The sequence below is a fragment of the Streptomyces sp. NPDC057950 genome (assembly GCF_042887295.1).
GTDB classification, from domain to species: Bacteria; Actinomycetota; Actinomycetes; order Streptomycetales; family Streptomycetaceae; genus Streptomyces; species Streptomyces kaempferi.
This window is the reverse complement of record NZ_JBHVPP010000003.1, coordinates 337,975-353,640: the sequence shown is the minus strand read 5'-3', so window position 1 is coordinate 353,640 and position 15,666 is coordinate 337,975. Positions and strand designations below refer to the sequence as shown.

12 protein-coding genes, 1 tRNA gene and 1 pseudogene are annotated in these 15,666 nt (G+C 71.1%); 6 read left to right on the top strand and 8 right to left on the bottom strand.

The window, feature by feature from the left end; genetic code table 11:
- Nucleotides 1-63: 63 nt before the first annotated feature.
- Nucleotides 64-441, bottom strand: a pseudogene (locus ACFVTC_RS08430) (NUDIX domain-containing protein); the annotation flags it as partial.
- Here ACFVTC_RS08430 and ACFVTC_RS08425 point away from each other — a divergent pair.
- Nucleotides 410-664: a hypothetical protein gene (locus ACFVTC_RS08425; RefSeq protein ID WP_390125518.1), complete on the top strand. Its 255-nt coding sequence runs from the start codon at nucleotides 410-412 to the stop codon at nucleotides 662-664. The pseudogene ACFVTC_RS08430 and the gene ACFVTC_RS08425 sit on opposite strands and share 32 nt — an antisense overlap.
- Nucleotides 665-756: 92 nt before the next feature.
- On the opposite strand, the gene ACFVTC_RS08420 is transcribed toward ACFVTC_RS08425, so the two are convergent.
- Nucleotides 757-831 (bottom strand) — tRNA-Val (locus ACFVTC_RS08420).
- A 219-nt stretch (nucleotides 832-1,050) separates the two neighbouring features.
- Between ACFVTC_RS08420 and ACFVTC_RS08415 the strand changes: the two genes are divergently transcribed.
- The 3 genes from ACFVTC_RS08415 to ACFVTC_RS08405 all read left to right on the top strand — a co-directional run bounded on the left by ACFVTC_RS08415 (nucleotide 1,051) and on the right by ACFVTC_RS08405 (nucleotide 4,439).
- Nucleotides 1,051-1,830 carry a DUF4097 family beta strand repeat-containing protein gene (locus tag ACFVTC_RS08415; RefSeq protein ID WP_390125272.1) on the top strand — a complete coding sequence of 260 codons (780 nt, stop codon included), beginning with the start codon at nucleotides 1,051-1,053 and terminating at the stop codon, nucleotides 1,828-1,830.
- Between the two features lie 171 nt (nucleotides 1,831-2,001).
- Nucleotides 2,002-3,426 (top strand): hypothetical protein, encoded by a 1,425-nt coding sequence (locus ACFVTC_RS08410; RefSeq protein ID WP_390125270.1) that lies wholly within the window; start codon nucleotides 2,002-2,004, stop codon nucleotides 3,424-3,426.
- 200 nt (nucleotides 3,427-3,626) lie between these two features.
- Nucleotides 3,627-4,439 carry a DUF4383 domain-containing protein gene (locus ACFVTC_RS08405; protein WP_390125267.1) on the top strand — a complete coding sequence of 271 codons (813 nt, stop codon included), beginning with the start codon at nucleotides 3,627-3,629 and terminating at the stop codon, nucleotides 4,437-4,439.
- Between the two features lie 234 nt (nucleotides 4,440-4,673).
- On the opposite strand, the gene ACFVTC_RS08400 is transcribed toward ACFVTC_RS08405, so the two are convergent.
- Both ACFVTC_RS08400 and ACFVTC_RS08395 read right to left on the bottom strand, forming a co-directional pair.
- Nucleotides 4,674-5,975, bottom strand: coding sequence for a hypothetical protein (locus ACFVTC_RS08400; protein ID WP_390125265.1), 1,302 nt, complete (start codon nucleotides 5,973-5,975; stop codon nucleotides 4,674-4,676).
- Between the two features lie 60 nt (nucleotides 5,976-6,035).
- Nucleotides 6,036-8,375, bottom strand: coding sequence for a transglycosylase domain-containing protein (locus tag ACFVTC_RS08395; protein ID WP_390125263.1), 2,340 nt, complete (start codon nucleotides 8,373-8,375; stop codon nucleotides 6,036-6,038).
- A gap of 355 nt (nucleotides 8,376-8,730) precedes the next feature.
- Between ACFVTC_RS08395 and ACFVTC_RS08390 the strand changes: the two genes are divergently transcribed.
- Nucleotides 8,731-8,958, top strand: coding sequence for a zinc ribbon domain-containing protein (locus tag ACFVTC_RS08390; protein ID WP_168527937.1), 228 nt, complete (start codon nucleotides 8,731-8,733; stop codon nucleotides 8,956-8,958).
- A 77-nt stretch (nucleotides 8,959-9,035) separates the two neighbouring features.
- Here ACFVTC_RS08390 and ACFVTC_RS08385 read toward each other — a convergent pair whose 3' ends face one another.
- The 3 genes from ACFVTC_RS08385 to ACFVTC_RS08375 are packed head-to-tail and all read right to left on the bottom strand — an operon-like array spanning nucleotide 9,036 to nucleotide 13,745.
- The gene (locus tag ACFVTC_RS08385; RefSeq protein WP_390125261.1) at nucleotides 9,036-9,863 is read right to left on the bottom strand and encodes an HAD family hydrolase; all 828 of its coding nucleotides are present in this window, start codon (nucleotides 9,861-9,863) and stop codon (nucleotides 9,036-9,038) included.
- Complete coding sequence (locus tag ACFVTC_RS08380) at nucleotides 9,863-12,535, bottom strand: phosphoribosyltransferase domain-containing protein (RefSeq protein WP_390125259.1); 2,673 nt, start codon at nucleotides 12,533-12,535, stop codon at nucleotides 9,863-9,865. Before ACFVTC_RS08380 ends, ACFVTC_RS08385 begins: the two co-directional genes overlap by 1 nt.
- A 43-nt stretch (nucleotides 12,536-12,578) precedes the next feature.
- Nucleotides 12,579-13,745 (bottom strand): HpcH/HpaI aldolase/citrate lyase family protein, encoded by a 1,167-nt coding sequence (locus ACFVTC_RS08375; protein ID WP_390125257.1) that lies wholly within the window; start codon nucleotides 13,743-13,745, stop codon nucleotides 12,579-12,581.
- A gap of 189 nt (nucleotides 13,746-13,934) precedes the next feature.
- Between ACFVTC_RS08375 and ACFVTC_RS08370 the strand changes: the two genes are divergently transcribed.
- Nucleotides 13,935-14,804, top strand: a complete 870-nt coding sequence (locus ACFVTC_RS08370) for a TerD family protein (protein WP_390125255.1) — start codon at nucleotides 13,935-13,937, stop codon at nucleotides 14,802-14,804.
- A gap of 90 nt (nucleotides 14,805-14,894) precedes the next feature.
- Here the strand turns inward: ACFVTC_RS08370 and ACFVTC_RS08365 are convergent, their stop codons facing one another.
- Nucleotides 14,895-15,635 carry a Tellurium resistance gene (locus tag ACFVTC_RS08365; protein WP_168527941.1) on the bottom strand — a complete coding sequence of 247 codons (741 nt, stop codon included), beginning with the start codon at nucleotides 15,633-15,635 and terminating at the stop codon, nucleotides 14,895-14,897.
- Between the last annotated feature and the right edge of the window lie 31 nt (nucleotides 15,636-15,666).

Below are 15,666 nucleotides of genomic sequence, written 5' to 3'. Positions count from 1 at the left end.
CGCCCAGAGTTCGTGCAGCCGTAGTGAAGCCGAACCGTCAAGACTCAGCTGATCCTGGGTAGTTATGAGGCGCCCACCGTCGTGGCTCCGCACGTACGGCCCGTTGCCGTCCAAGGCGTCCAGGGCGTCCAAGGCGTCCAGGAGCCGGATCGCGCAGACCTTGGCCATGCGCTCGCTGACCGCTTCGGGCGTGAGCCAGTCGACCGCGCTTGATTCGCTGGACGTGCGTTCCGTGCCGCCGGAGGGCTTGCAGCGGAAGACCAGGGCGACGATGCCCCGGGTGGTGTTCTTGTAGACCCCGGTGAGCTGGTCCACCTCGACGTGAATGCCCGTCTCCTCGAGGACCTCGCGGGCGACGCCGGTCTCGGGGGTCTCGTGGAGTTCGAGTACGCCGCCGGGAAGTTCCCAAGTGCCGTTGTCCGCGCGGGAACAGTCACCCACACCGAGCGGCGACCTCGAGGCCCGAACCGTCTCCGTCCACCGCTCGTACGCCGAGACCCGAACCCAATGCCTCACGGTCAAGGCCCCCAAGAGTGCGGCGTCGGTGCGTGCCGCGCCCATCTATCAGCACCTCGTCAACAGGCGCGATCACGAGATCGCCGACTACGTGGACGGTCAGATCCGGAAGGTGAAGCGGCCCCCGCGCGGACCATCCGGCACGTGAGTGGCACGGCGGCGAAAAGTCGCCGAGAAAGATCAAGGCCCAGGCATCCGGATTCACACCGGCTGACCTGGGCCTTAGTCGTGTCCTGAGACTGGTGGGCGCGGACGGTTTCGAACCGCCGACATCCGCCTTGTAAGGGCGGCGCTCTACCACTGAGCTACGCGCCCAGGACGAGTCGACAGCCTACATTGCCCGGGGGCATGCCCCGCAAACCCGTATCCGGTCGGGAAAGGCCGGTGGGCGGGTGGCGGGGGTTAACCCCACCCCCGATCCGCCAGCCGCCCGGATCCCCCGTCGGGGCCCGGATCCGTACGGTCGAAGTGCGTCGGAGGAACGTGCCCGAGGGGCCCGGCGCACTCGCGTTCTTCTCAGGGGGATGGATCTTCATGGCACCTACAACGCGCACTCGGACGGTGGCCGCGACCGGCGCCGTCGTGGCCCTCGTCGCGACGCTCGCCGCCTGCGGCGCCGGCGCCGGGGACGACCGGCATCCGGAGCACCGGTCCTTCGCCCTGCACGGGCGCACGCTCACCGTGGACTCGGACGACTCCGCGCTCGAACTCGTGGTCGCCGGCTCCGCGCGGACGGACACGGTCGAGGTCACCCGGTGGTTCCAGGGACACGTCGTCGTCGGCGGCGACCCACGGGTGACCTGGGCGATGAAGGACGACCGGCTCACCCTGCGGATGAAGTGCTCGGGCATGATCGCCGACTGCAGCGCCAAGCACCGGATCGTGGTGCCGTCCGGCGTCGCGGTGAACGTCGTCGACGGCGACGGCAGCGTACGGGCGAACGGCTTCGCGGCGGCACTGAACATCCGCACGTCGGACGGCAGCGTCCGGGTGACGGACTCCTCCGGCCCGCTGGACCTGCGCAGCGGCGACGGCTCGATCAGCGCGCTCGACGTGGACTCGCGCCGGGTGCGCGCCCGTACCGAGGACGGCTCCGTACGGCTCGGGCTCGGCGTCGTACCGGACCTGGTGGAGTCACGCAGCGGCGACGGTTCCCTCACCATCGAGCTGCCCCACGACGCCTACCGGGTGACCACCGGGAGCGACGACGGCTCGGTGCGGGTGTCCGTGCCCCGGGACCCGGCCAGTTCGCACCGGGTCTCCGCCCACACCGGCGACGGGAGCATCACCGTACGTACGCGGACCGCGAAGTAGCTCACGGTCGGGCCGACGGCGCGGGCCCACGATGCGCGCTGACCGTGCGCGCCCACGGTTCAAGCTCGCGCTGATCGAACTCCCGGTTCGAACTTGCGGTTCGAACTTGCGAACCTTTCGGCCCGTGTGTTCGTCCTCTACCGGTGGGAGAATGACACCGGAACAGGGTGGATGACAGCACGGGAGAGGGATGTGACGGCGACGACATCTTCAGAGCCGCACACACCGTCGTCGTCGGGCGCGCTCCCGGTACGCCCGCGTCGCGCCCGTCGCCCCCGTGGGTACCGTGACGCGCTGGCCCTCATGACCCTCCCCCTGCTCGCCGCGCTCGTCCTGCCCGGCGCGTTCGCCGGCGGCGGCACCCGTCGGTGGTTCGGTGGGCGTTCCGAGAGCCAGCGGGCCGAGGCACAGGCCGCGAAGGACGCCGCCGCGGCCGCCTTCTACGAACTGGACACCGCCCAGCGGGATCTGCGGATCTCGATCGAGACGATCACCGCTGTCGACGACTCCCCCGCCGCCCGCCGCGCCGTCTCCGACTTCGAGGCGCTGGGGCGGCGCATCGACGAGGCGAGCGGGAAGTACATCGAGGCGGTCGACGCCCACGACCTCGACCGGGACGAGCTGGATGCCTCGGTCGCCGCGCACGCCCGTACCGAGCTGACCGCCGCCAAGGACGAGCTGAACCGGGTGAAGGGCGAGCTGGACCGGTACGCGCAGGGTCTCGGTCCGCTGCTCGGCAAGGCCGAGACCCAGCTGGCCCGCCTCGCGCCGGCCGTCGAGCGGGCCCGCCAAGCGCTGCTCGCCGCCTCGAACGCGCTCGACGACGTACGCGGCTCCGGGCTCACGGCCGACGATCTCGCCGCCCGCCTGGCCGCCCTCGGACCGGAGCTGACCAAGCTCAACCAGGGAGCCGGGCAGCACGGCGTGCCCGAGACGCTGGAGCGGGCCGAGCGGGTCTCCCGGGAGGCCGGGGCGGTGCGCGCGGAGGCCGAGCGGCTGCCGGAGCGGGCCGCGGAGATCGATCACCGGCTGGTGTCGCTGCGCACCCGTGCCCAGGCGCTGACCACCCGTGCCGGGCAGGTGGAGCCGGTACTGAGCGAGCTGCGGCGCCGGTTCACGGCCGCGTGCTGGCAGGACCTGCAGCACGTACCGGACCACGCCGCGGAGAACGTACGGCAGGCCGAGCTGAAGCTGAAGGAGGCGCAGGCCGCGCGGGACGCCCAGCGCTGGCCGGACGCGACCTCGCTGCTGTCCACCGTGCGGGCGCTGCTGAACGGCACCGACGAGGCCGTGTCGGCGGCCGGCGACCGGCTGCGGCGGCTGAACGCCGTCGCCAAGGACCCGCAACAGGAGATCGACCGCACCCGGTTCGCCCTGCGCGACGCCCAGCGGCTGGCCATGGCGGGCCGCAACACGCCGGACCCGCGACACGCCCGCCCCCTCGACGACGCCGTGGCCCGCCTGGACCGCGCCGTCGCCTCGCTGGAGGGGCGCCATCCCGACTTCTGGCACTTCCTGACCGAGACGGAGGCGGTACGGGGGGCGGTGGCGCGGGTCGTCTCCCAGATCCGCGGGGAGCGGGGAGCGGGGGCCTGACCGCTCCCGGCCGCCGCCCCGACGTCCGCCGCTGCCTTCACCCCGGCCGCTGCCGCTGCGCCCACCCCGGCCGCCGCCTCCACCCGGGCCTCTCCCCGCCAGTCCGTCCGTCGCGGGCGGCCCTGTGGTGGCGGTCGCGGCCCCGCGGGCGGATGCTGGTGGGTACGTACGGCCTCCGCTAGCTGCAGAGGGAGGCGGATATGGCCACGCACGTACTTCGTCCCGGACCCCGGAAGCGATTCGTCCTCGACGAGCACCTGCCCGTCGATCACCGGCTGAGCACGTTCTACCGGATCGGCGCGGGCCTGATGGGCCTGTTCCTGCTCGCCTTCGGCATCCTGGGCCTGACCGACAACATCGGCTTCTTCACCACCCACGGGGACACCGTCGTGGGGCTGAACACCAACGGCACGCTCAGTGTGCTGTCCATCTGCGTCGGGCTCATCCTGTTCGCGGGCATGGTGATCGGCGGGAACGTCGCCTCGACCGTCAACATGGTCCTCGGCGTGCTGTTCATCCTCAGCGGCTTCCTGAACCTGGCGCTGCTGGACACCACCTTCAACTTCCTCGCCTTCCACATCCAGAACGTGCTGTTCAGCTTCGTGGTGGGCGTCCTGCTGATGTTCTTCGGGATGTACGGGAGGGTCGGCTCGGCCCTCCCGCACGACAACCCGTACTGGAAGGCCCGCCATCCCGAGGTGGTGGAACGGGAGGAGCGGGTCCGGACCCTGCAGGAGTCGGCCACGGCGACGGCGCTGCAACGAGGCCGCAGCACCCCGCAGGCCCCGGGGACCCCGGGAGCCACGATCTCCAGGGAGAAGGACTCCCCGGCCATGGGGCCTGGGAGCGGTCCCGGAAGCGGGACCCGCGGCACCACGGCCCCCGGGAGCGAGGCCCCCGGCACCATGGGCCCCGAGGGCACGAACCACCCCGGCACCACGGGCCCGGGGGGCAGGAACCACCCAGGCGCCACTGGCCCGGGGAGCAGGGATCCCGGGGCCATGGACCCCTAACACCGCGGCAGGCAACCGATACCGAGCCGGGCGACAGCGCTCACAGGGTCGCCCGGCTCGGTATCGGGCGTGGTGCTGCGCTGAAGCCCGTCGGGGGAGCCATCGTCCCCGGGATGTTCAACTGCGGCGAAATCGGGGATCGTCCCCGGGGCGTTCAACTACGGCGAAATCAGGGGGATTTCGTGGAGACAAGGTCAACTCCCCAACCGGAAAGGTAAGTTGACCGGCCGAAAGCTACTTCACCACCGTCGACCAGTCCGGTGACTGCGCGGGATCCAGGCTGCGCAGCCTGGCCAGCGTCGCCGGCTTCTGCACGTCGAGCCAGTCGGCCAGTTCCCGGAAGGACACACAGCGAACGCCCTTCTTGGTGCAGACGTTCTTGACGACCTGATCGATGGACTTCATGTAGATGCCACCGTTCCAGTCCTCGAAGTGGTTGCCGATGAAGAGCGGCGCCCGGCTGCCGTAGTACACGCGGTCGAAGCCCGCCATGTACGACTGCACGGTCTCCTGCTCCCACTGCGGGTACTTCGCCGGGTCGCCCGTGGTCTCGCCGCCGGACTGGTTGTAGAGGAAGTTGAAGTCCATGGACAGGCCCTGGTACTTGCCCTTCTCGTACGGGAGCATCTGGAGCGGGAAGTCCCAGACGCCCTCCTGCTTCTTGGGCCATATCTGGTACTGGCCCGCCGAGCTGGCGTCGTAGCGCCACTTGTACTTCTTGGCGGTGGCCTTCATGGCCTTGAGCAGGTTCGGCTGCCCCTCCAGACACGGCGCGCGACCGCCGTTGACCTCACGCGTGGGGTCGAAGGGCAGGGCCGGCAGGTCCGTGTAGCCGGTGTTGGTCTTCCACTTCTCCACGAAGGAGAAGAACTGGTCGATCTCGCTCTCCCACTCCGCCACACTCCAGTCCCCGCCGCCCTTGTCACCGCAGAAGTGGCCGTTGAAGTGGGTGCCGATCTCGTTGCCCTCCTTCCACGCCTCGCCGAGCTGCTCCAGCGTGGTGCGGATGTGCTCGTCGGTGGGGTAGCTGATCGCGGCGGAGCCCGGCGAGTGCATCGGCGGCTCGTAGAGCGCCTTCTTGGCCTTGGGCAGCAGATAGATGCCGGTCAGGAAGAACGTCATGTGGGCGTTGTATTCCTTGGCCATCTCCGTGTAGTGCGAGAAGAGCTTGTCGTCGCCCTGCAGGGCGCCGTCCCAGGAGAAGACGACGAACTGGGGCGGTTTCTCACCCGGTTTGAGCGGAACGGGCTTCAACCCGCCCTTCTGCGGGCCGGTGTAGGACGTGGAGCCGTCCCCGAGCACCTTGGTCTTCCCGTCCCACACGGGCTCCTTGGGCGCCTTCGGGGCTGCGCTGGAGCCGCGTCCGGCGGACGCGGCCGGAGTGGTGCTGTCCGAGCCCCGCAGAGCGAGGAAGGTGGCCGTGGAGGTGGCCACGACGAGGAACGCCGTCATCGCCACGAAACTCTGGCGGGCGGACGTGGCAGCGGAACCGGGAGCGGGCTCGCGGCGGCGGCGCCTGCTGTGCTTCGAGTTCATACGGGGCACATTCTGGGATGGGGGCGGACGGAGCGAGGGACGGCTTCTCGGCCGTCGTGGTCAGCCGAGCGGGCTCATGGCGCCGGCCCAGATGCCGTACGGGACATCGTCGTCGGGGGTGCCTGCGATCCCCTTGAGCGGCAGCGGTTCGAGGCTCTTGGTCAGGTCCAGGCGGTAGAGGACGACCGCCGTCGACACGGAACTGTTCGTGCCGACGAACCAGGCGGCCTTGTCGTCGTGCGTGGTGCCGGCCTTCCCGGCCGCCCGCGGCGCGGACTGGGACGCGGCGGGATGCGCCTCGCGGAAGGAGTCCGTGAGCGCCTCGGTGACCTGGGTGGCCACCTCGGGACGTACCGCCCGGTGGGGCCGGGGCGTGACCAGGGCGACCGAGGAGCCGTTGCGGGTGACGCGCCGCACGGAGTACGGCTCGGTGTGCGACCCGTCCGCGGCGAAGGTGGCGTACGAGTTCGCCATCCGGATCGCGCTGGGTGTGGAGCTGCCCAGCGACAGCGCGGGCACCTGCGGTCCCAGGCTGGAGGGGAGCAGACCGGCGGCCTCGGCGGTCTGCCGCACCTTGTCCAGTCCGGTGTCCATGCCGAGCTGCATGAACGGCACGTTCACGGACCCGGCCAGCGCCTTGCGCAGACTGATCGGCCCGTAGGACTTGTTGCCGTCGTTGTGGGCGGCGACCTTCTTGCCGCTGCGGTCCCAGTAGGGGCCCTCGGGCGTGGAGACGGGGACGCCGTCGTCACCGTCGTAGACGGACTCGGGCGAGACCGGTGCCGCCGTGCTGTCGCGGGTCTTGTGGATCCCGTGCTGGAGCCCGGCGGCGTAGACGAACGGCAGGAACGCCGAACCGGCCGGGACGGTGGTGGCGTTGGACTCGTTGTAGCCCTGCGTGCGGTGGTCCGGACCGCCGTAGACGGCGAGGATCCGGCCGTCGGTGGAGACCGAGGCGGCTCCGTAGTGCGCGGTCTTCGCCGTGGCGGGATCGCTCTTCAGCGTCTTCTTGCGGGCCTTGGCCACAGCGTCGGTGAGCGCGGTCTCCCGCTTGCGGTCGAAGGTCGTGTAGATCTGGTAGCCGCCCAGGTCGAACTCCTTGTCGGAGATATGGCCGGCCTTCTTGGCGTACTGGGTCGCCAGCTCCACCAGATAGTCGCTCTGCTTGCCGGTGTCGTAGACCCGGCCCTGCTTGAGCGGCTCGGGGAACTTCGTGTACTTGGCGCGCTCGGCCGGCGACAGCTTGCCGATCTTGACCATGCGGTCGAGGATCCAGGACCAGCGTTCCACGGCCCGGTCGTGGTTCTTCCGGCTCAGCGTGGGGTCGTAGAGGCCCGCGCCCTTGAGGAGCGAGGCGAGGAAGGCGCCCTCGCTCGCGTTCAGCCGGCTCACGTCCTTGCCGTAGTAGGCCTGGGCGGCGCGCTGGAGGCCGTAGGTGCCCCGGCCGAACCAGCTGGTGTTGAGGTAGCCCTCGAGGATCTTGTCCTTGCTCATCCTGTTGTCGAGCTTCAGGGAGATCATGGCCTCGGTGAACTTGCGGGTCACCGTCTGGTTCTGGGTCAGATAGACGTTCTTGACGTACTGCTGGGTGATCGTCGAACCGCCCTGGGTGTCCCCCTGGCCCACCGTGCGCACCAGGGCGCGGCTGATGCCCTTCAAGGAGATGCCCGGGTCGGAGTAGAAGCTCTCGTTCTCCGCCGCCAGCACCGCCCAGCGCACCTGCTCGGGTATGTCCTTCAACGGCATCGCCTGCCGCTGCACCCACCCGGTACGGGCCATGGGTGTTCCGTCCGACCAGAAGTAGACGTTGTCCTGCTGGGTGGCATAGGTGTTCAGGTTCTTGGGAATGTCCGTGGCGGCGTACGCGATGGCCAGCAGCGAGGTGCTCAGGCCGATGGCCAGGCCCCACGCCGCGAGCCACTGTCGCCACGAGGGCACCCAGCGCCGCCAGCCGGCCCGGCCCGGCCGGGGGTACTGCGGTTTCAGGCGGCGGGCGAGAGGCGCGAGCCGCCCGGCGAGAGCGGAGGACTGCACGGGCCGACGACGGGAGCCACGATGACGTGAATTCGCCGCTCGATCGGCTTGTTGTGTGTCTTCCTCCGCCTCCGGAGACTCCTCGGCGGGAGTCTCGTCGGGAACATCGGCGCGCGGCGGTATTCGAAGCTGGGTGGTCTCCTCGGCGGGGCGGTCCGCGCGCGGTGGCAGCCGAAGCTGCGTGGTCTCCTCGGCGGGCGGTATTCGAAGCTGGGTGGTCTCCTCCGCGGGGCGGTCCGCGCGCGGCGGTATACGCAGCTGCGTGGTCTCCTCGGCGGGTGACCCGTTCCCCGTGCGGGGGCCCGCGGGATCCTTCGGCTCGTCGTCGCGACGGCCCGCGCGGCCGTCCTTCCCCGGTTCAGCCATGGCGGGCTCCGGCGCGTGGACGGCCCAGAGGATGCGGGACATCCATGTGATGCCATGCCTCGGTCACGACTGCGTCTCCCTCCGCACTTCGGAATTGCGCGCGCGGGCAGATGCAGCGGCCGCACATGCGGCTGCGAGCCCCCCATCCCCGACCTTGCGGCTCGTCGCGGCCCTCTTAAATTATCAGCGACTAATACGATCTCTTCGCTCAGGAACGAGACAGAAATGTTCCGGAGCTCGAGCCGGCCTGCCGCGGGCGATCGCGGACTGTCTGGTTCCGGTCCCCGCGGACCCCGTCGGAAAGCCGTGTCACGGAACACTGCGATCGCCGCCGACGGCCCGCTAACCTGGGCACATGCCTCGCTACGAGTACCGCTGCCGGACCTGCGGCGACACCTTCGAACTGAGCCGCCCGATGGCGGAATCCGCGGCCCCCGCGGCCTGCCCCGCCGGACATGACGACACAGTGAAACTTCTCTCCACCGTCGCGGTCGCGACGGGCGGCGCGGCGTCGGCGCCGCGCGCGAGCGGTGGTGGAGGCGGGGGCGGCGGCGGTTGCTGCGGCGGAGGCTGCTGCGGCTGACCCGCCTTTCTCAGGAACTCTTCACGTTCGTCCGGCGGGTCCCGGGGGCGTCGCCCCCGGAACCCGCCGACGCTTCCTCAGACCGGGCCGGGCCGCCCGCAGGCGGTCATGAACTCCCGCAGGATCCGTTCGCCCGCCGCGACACCCCGCTCCGGGAGCGCCGTGACCGCCGGCCCGGTCCAGTCGGCCTCGGCCAGTTCGCCGTGGCCCGGACGCCAGCCCCGGTCGGCGGCCAGCAGCAGGTCGGCGTCGAGGAGGGAGTCACCGGCGGCGAGGGTCAGGGTCGTGCCGGTGCGCCGGGCGACCTCACGCATCGCCGCGCTCTTGGTGAGGGGCTTCGGAACGGCGTAGATCTTGCGGCCCTGGAGCGAAACGGTCCAGCCGCGGTTCTCGGCCCAGACGGCGAGCTCCTTCACCCACTCCTCGGGCAGCAGTTCGCGCTCGACGACGAGATAGACGAACAGGTCCTCGGCGACCCGGTGCTTGCGGACCCAGGCCGGGTCGGCGGTGGCCTCCAGGTGCGCGCGCACCTCGCCCAGCGGAGCGCACTCGGCGGCGAGCCGCGTGGTCACCCGCGCGTGCCACTGCGGATCGGACACGCCGTCGACGAGCAGATGCCCGCCGTTGGCGCAGATCGCGTACTCCGGGGCGGGCCCCGGCAGGTTGATGCGCTGGTACTGCTTACGGGTGCGGGTCGTGGTGGGCACGAAGTCCGCCGTGTCGCCGAGTTCCGAGAGCAGCGCGGCGGCCGTCTCGGTCATGTACGACAGCGGCCTGCTCTCGTGCACCTCGACGCAGAGCAGCCGGGGCGCCCGAGCGTCCGGCATGGTCAGCCCGAGGGCCGCGGCGGAGTAGATGAGCGTACGGTCCAGATCGCTGGCGACGAGAGCTTTTGCCGCGGACATCAGAGCGCCACCGCCCTGCCGTCGGCACCGGTCGCGCCCCGTGTGTACTTCGGATGGATCAACCCCACGCAGGTGTAGGGGAGTTCGGCGACCTCCTCGACGGGCACCCCGCGCTGCTCGGCGAGCAGCCGTACGTGGTCGAGGTCGGCGCCGGCTCCCGCGCGGGCCAGGATCTTCCAGGGGACCCGGCGCAGCAGCACCCGGGTGGTCTCGCCGACGCCCGGCTTGACGAGGTTCACGTCGTGGATCCCGTGCTCCTCGCTGATCCGCTCGACGGCCGCCCAGCCCTCCCAGGTGGGGGTGCGGTCGGCGGTGAGGAGTTCCTTCGCCTGGCCGCAGGCCGCCTCGGCGACGTCGGGGAAGTGGGCCGCGACGGCGTCCAGGAACTCGACGGAGACGTCGGAGCCGGCGAGTTCGCGGTAGAACTTCGCGCCGTGGAAGTCGTGGTCGCCGACCAGGTCGGAGCGCAGGACGGTCCGCGATATCAGCCCGGACACGGTCGAGTTGAGGCAGGCGGACGGGATAAGGAAGTCCTCACGGGTGCCGTACGTCCGTACGCAGGACCCCGGGTCGGCGAGGACCGCGATCTCCGGGTCGAAGCCGGTGATTCCCTCGGCCGCCTCGAACTCCTCGATGGCCTGGGCGAGTTCGCGGGTGATCGCGCCCTTGCCCGTCCAGCCGTCGACGAACACGACGTCGGCGGGGTCGTGGTGGGCGGCCAGCCAGCGCAGCGCGTTGGGGTCGATGCCACGACCGCGGACGATGGAGACGGCGTAGTGCGGCAGGTCGATGCCGTGGCGGTACTGGGCCCAGCGGCGCATCAGGACGCCGACGGGGGTTCCCGCGCGGGCCAGCGACACCAGGACCGGCCGCGGGCCGGAGGTGTCCCGGCCCGGTCCGAGCGGGGAGCGGGAGCGCTCGGCGAGCACCAGTTCGGTGACGGCACCGACGGCCTGGGCGATGCGGGCGGCCGAGGTCCCGAGGGCCGCGCGGAACAGCTCCTGGTACTGGTCGCTCGGCTGGTACTCGACGGGCAGCGATTCCGCGTAGTGGGCGCCGCCGCTCTGGATCGCCTCCTCGCGCTCCTCCGTCGGCGCCTCCAGCGTCACGTCCGAGAGATCCCGCAGCAGCCAGCCGACCTCGTCCGGCGCGTACGAGGAGAAGGCGGGGCCGCGGAGGGGCTCGGGCAGCATGGAGGGCCTTTCGGTGGGCGGCCGTGCGGGGACGTAGGAGGGGACCACGGCGAGCAGGACGCTCGGGGTGTGGTCCGCGAGCCGGGCCAGCAGCCCCCCGGGGGCGTGCAGCTCGGGGGTGTCGGCGGCGGAGTCCACGACGGCCACGACGGCGTCGAAGCCGGCGCCCGCGACGTTGTAGGCGTAGCGCTCCCCGGGGCCGTCGTCCGGGTGGTCGTGGGCCGGGAAGGCGAGCCGGGTGCGTATCGCGTACCCGGGGTCGTCGACGGCGAGGACCGGGGACCTGGTGGTCGTGGAGTAGCGCACCTCGGCGGCCGTGACCTGCTCCAGTTCCCTGGCCAGGCGCAGCGGCGCGTACATCAGCTCCTCGAAGCCGAGCACCAGCACGCGGCGGGCGCCGGCCGGCAGCGTCTCGGCGATCCGTGCGGCCATGGCGGGCAGGGCGCCGTCCAGACGGACGCGGTCCCCGGGTGTGAAGCCGTGCCGGCCGCCGTCGGGAACGCCGCGCGGCCAGCCGAGTCCGACACGGGTGGCGGCCGGGTGCCCGCGGCGGGGGGCGCGCTCGGGCGGGCGGGCCGTGCCGTGGGCCGTGCCCGGGGCGCCGGCGGGGGCCTGCCGCACTCCGGCGGCCGCCTCCCGCTCCCCCGCGGACAGGGCAGCGGCGGGTGTCCCCGGGCCGGGACGACCGGCTTCGGCGTCGGACGCCACGCCCGTCGTGGGCGCGGACCCGTCGCCCGGAGTCCACGCGGACCCGGCGGCGCTCCGGTCGGCGGACTCGTACTCCGCGACCAGGGCCTGGCCCTTCTCCAGTACGCCTTCCGGAAGCTTCACCGTGCCGCTCGCCGCGACGACCAGGTCCACCCGCGCGCCGATCTCCCGGGCGAAGTCCTCCAGCCGTCCCAGATCGGCCGCCGACCGCATGTCGACCAGCGCCACTATCACGTACCGGTCGCGCGGATGGCGGGCGTGCAGGTCACGGATGGTGTTGAGGACCGTGTTGCCGGTCGAGAACTCGTCGTCGACCAGGACCAGCGGACCGCCCCCCGCCAGCAGACCGGGGTCCTGCGGCAGCAGCAGATGAGACGTGGCGTGCGAGTGCGACTCCTCGAAACCGCCCGCCGCGGTGACGCCCGGGACGGGGCGGCGGGTCGAGTGGAGGTAGGGCGCGAGCCCCACCCCGTCGGCGACGCAGTGGCCGAGCCCGGTGGCCGTCTCCGCGTACCCGAGGACGACCGCCGCACGGGCGTCCTCGGTGCCGAGCAGCTCCCGCACGCGGCGGCCGAGCGCGAACCCGTACCCGTACACCACGGACGGCGACTGCGGGACGTGCTTGCCCAGCACGTTCGAGACCAGCAGATGCGCCCGCCGGGGGTTGCGCCGCAGCGCGAGCCCCAGCAGGTCGCCCAGCTTCTCGTCACCGACGAGTTCGACACCGAGCCGCTCCGCGACCCAGGTCCCCGTCCACACCACGTTGTCCATCAATTCCTTAGTCTGCGAGGTCGTACGTGTCGGCGCGGCCCGGTCAGGCCGGGAGCCCGGCGGCGAGCAGCTCCACGAAGCCGATGTCCTCGTTCGCGACGCCGAACACCTCGGCGCGCTCCAGAGTGCGCTCGGCCCAGGCGCGGTGCGGCTTCACCTCGTTCATCTTGTTCGTGTACGCCGACCGCAGCACACCCCCGCCGCCGCGCTCGGGCCGCAGGATGTCCTGCGCGTCGCTCCACTCCTCGTGGCTGACGACGGACAGGGCGTGCACGGCCGGGACGTGCGAGGGGTGGATGCAGGTCTTGCCGAGCAGTCCGTTGGCCCGGTCGAGGGCGATCTCGCGCAGCAGTCCGTCCATGTCGTGCTCGATCAGGGCCTCGCGCAGCTCCTCGACCTCGCCCTCCAGGAAGGGGCTGCGGCGCAGCTGCGGCTTGAACATGCGTTCCTGGACCCGGAAGTACTCCCAGACCGGTCCGGTCACCGTGAAGCCGGTGCCGTCCGCGCGGCCCAGCGTGTTCACCACGTCGGCGATCACGGAGGCGACGATCTGGACGTCGTAGGCGGTCATGTCGGGCGCTCTGCGCAGTCCGTACGCCGAGCAGAAGTCGGTGACGCCCAGGCGCAGCGCGAGGACGCGCTCGCGGTACTTGTCGACGACCCGGGAGATGCCCGCCAGGGTCTCCCGGCGGCTCTCCAGGTACAGCAGGCAGGGCGATTCGAGGACCGGCATGGCGAACAGCCGGCGCCCGCTGGCGGCCTCGGCCGCGGTGAGCGCCTCCAGGAACGGGACGCCCCGCTCCTCGGTGAACTTCGGCAGTACGAATCCGGACAGCAGCCGCACGGACGCGCCGAGCCGCTGTACGAGGTCCGGGATCTGCTCCGGCTCGCGGACCCGCACGAACAGCAGCGGGAGCTCGGCGGCGGGGCGTGCGGCGAGGTCGGCGAACTGCCGGACCAGGTTCCGCTCCGCCCCCACGACCTCGGAGTCGTCGATCGAGTCCTCCAGGCACAGCACCATGGAGACGACGCCGCGCGCGGCCTGCTTGAGGACGTCGTCGGCGAGGTGGGGCCGGGTCGCGGGGCTGTAGAGGGTGGCTCCCAGGGCCGCCGCCAGGAGGCGGGGCGGGGAGTCGGCGGTGAAGACGCAGGGCTCGCGGTAGAAGAGACGCTGCCGCTCCTCAGGGGCGATATGCCCGAAATGACGCATGAGACTCCCCAATGGTGGCTAGTCGGATCTACCTGATGTGGCCGGTAATAGTACGTACAAATGCATGTCAGGGGTTCCCGCGGGGCGTGAAGTTCAGGTAACTCGGCCATGTCGGTTGCCCTCACGCTCCGACGGGGAATCCTCACCCCCGCGTTGTCGTGACCAGGACCGAGAGGGCAGGATGACCGCATGACGCACGCGATGTTGAAGGGGTCGAACATCCCGCTGGACGCCACAGCGGTTCGTGCCGTGCTGCGCTGGACGCCCGGACAGGGTGTCCCGGACGTCGACGCCTCGGCGCTGCTCCTCGGTCCCGACGGTCGTGTGCGATCCGACGAGGACTTCGTCTTCTACAACCAGCCACGTCATCCTTCGGGCAAGGTCTGGCGGCTCGGCAAGAAGCGCGTCGCCGAGGGCCTCACCGACACGATCCAGACAGATCTGGCCGGTGTCGAGTCCGGCGTCGGACAGATTCTGCTGGTCGCATCGGCGGACGGGGTCTCCTTCGATCACGTACGCTCCCTGCGCATTCTGCTGTACGACGCCTCCGGCGCCGAGGGTGAACCCCTGGCGTACTTCGACGTCAAGCCGGAGACCGGTACGGAGACGGCGCTGATCTGCGGCGAGCTGTACCGGCGCGGAGCGGGCTGGAAGTTCCGGGCGCTCGGCGAGGGTTACCCGAACGGGCTGGAGGGGCTGGCCTCCGATTTCGGGATCACGGTGGACGAGTCGGAGCCCGAGTCCGCGACCGGGGCCGTACCGGAGGCGGCGGACTGGGCCGTCCCGGTGACGTCGCCGGAGACCTCGGTGCCGCTGCCGGCCGAACAGCCCGCTCCGGTGCCCCAGCAGCCCGCGTACGGCTATCCGCAGCCGCAGACGGCGCCCGCGCAGCCCGCCTACGGTTATCCCCAGCCGGTGAGCCGGCCGGGCTACGGCTATCCGCAGCCGCAGACCGCGCCCGCCGTGCCGCCGGCGTACGGCTTCCCGCAGGCCGTCGGTACGCTGCCCGACCCGGATTTCCGGCTGCCGCCGCAGGGCCCCCAGTTCGTCGGCCGCTGAGCGGCACCGCGGGGAGCCGTCCGGCCGGGGCGGCGCTCCGCGGCCGGGAGTGGGTGCTCTCCCGCGGGGACGTTCCACGCCGAGGCGTGCTCAGCGGTCGACCTTGGACTTGTACCCCCGCCCCCACTGCAGTCCCCAGCCGTACAGCCGGTCGAGTTCGGCCTGGAAGCCGTAGACGAACTTCACCTCGCGGCGCACGGTGATCTCGCCCTTGTTGTTCTCGATCATCACGACCGCGCAGGACCGTGCCTGCGGATGGCGTTCGTCGAGGCCGATCTCGATCCGCGGGCCGTTGCTCGGATAGAGGGTGATGACGGCGTGTGTGCGGTCGAAGGCCGGCGTCTGGTCGTAGATGTAGACGAAGACCAGCAGCCGTTTGATGTCGTCGCGGTGGTCGAGGTTGACGTACGCCGTCTCGCCCGACCCGGAACCGAAGCGGTCGTCGCCGCTGAGTTTCACGAACGGCGGACCGTTGATCTCACCGAGGAGGCCGCCCAGCGGCTGCACCACGCCCTTGGTGCCGTCCGTGAGCTCGTAGAGCACGCCGAGGTCGAGGTCGACGTTCACCATGCTCTGGGTGTGCGCCTGGACCACGTCCGGCTTGAAGATCTTGAGGGGGTGGCGCAGCAGGCTGCCGCGCTGCTGGCCGCCGCCGATGTCGGAGGTCCGCATCCGCCAGGACAGGTTGATGCGCAGGTTGCCTGTGGCCGCGCCCTGCTTGGTGAGCGAGACCGTGTGGCTGCGTTTGGTCAGTTCTATGGAGTTGGTGGCCGCGCTGCCGGAGTCGAAGTCCGTCGTGCGTCCGCGCCACAGCTCGTCCCAGAAGCCCATTACCGAATCCCGCCCCCATGTCGCCTCGATA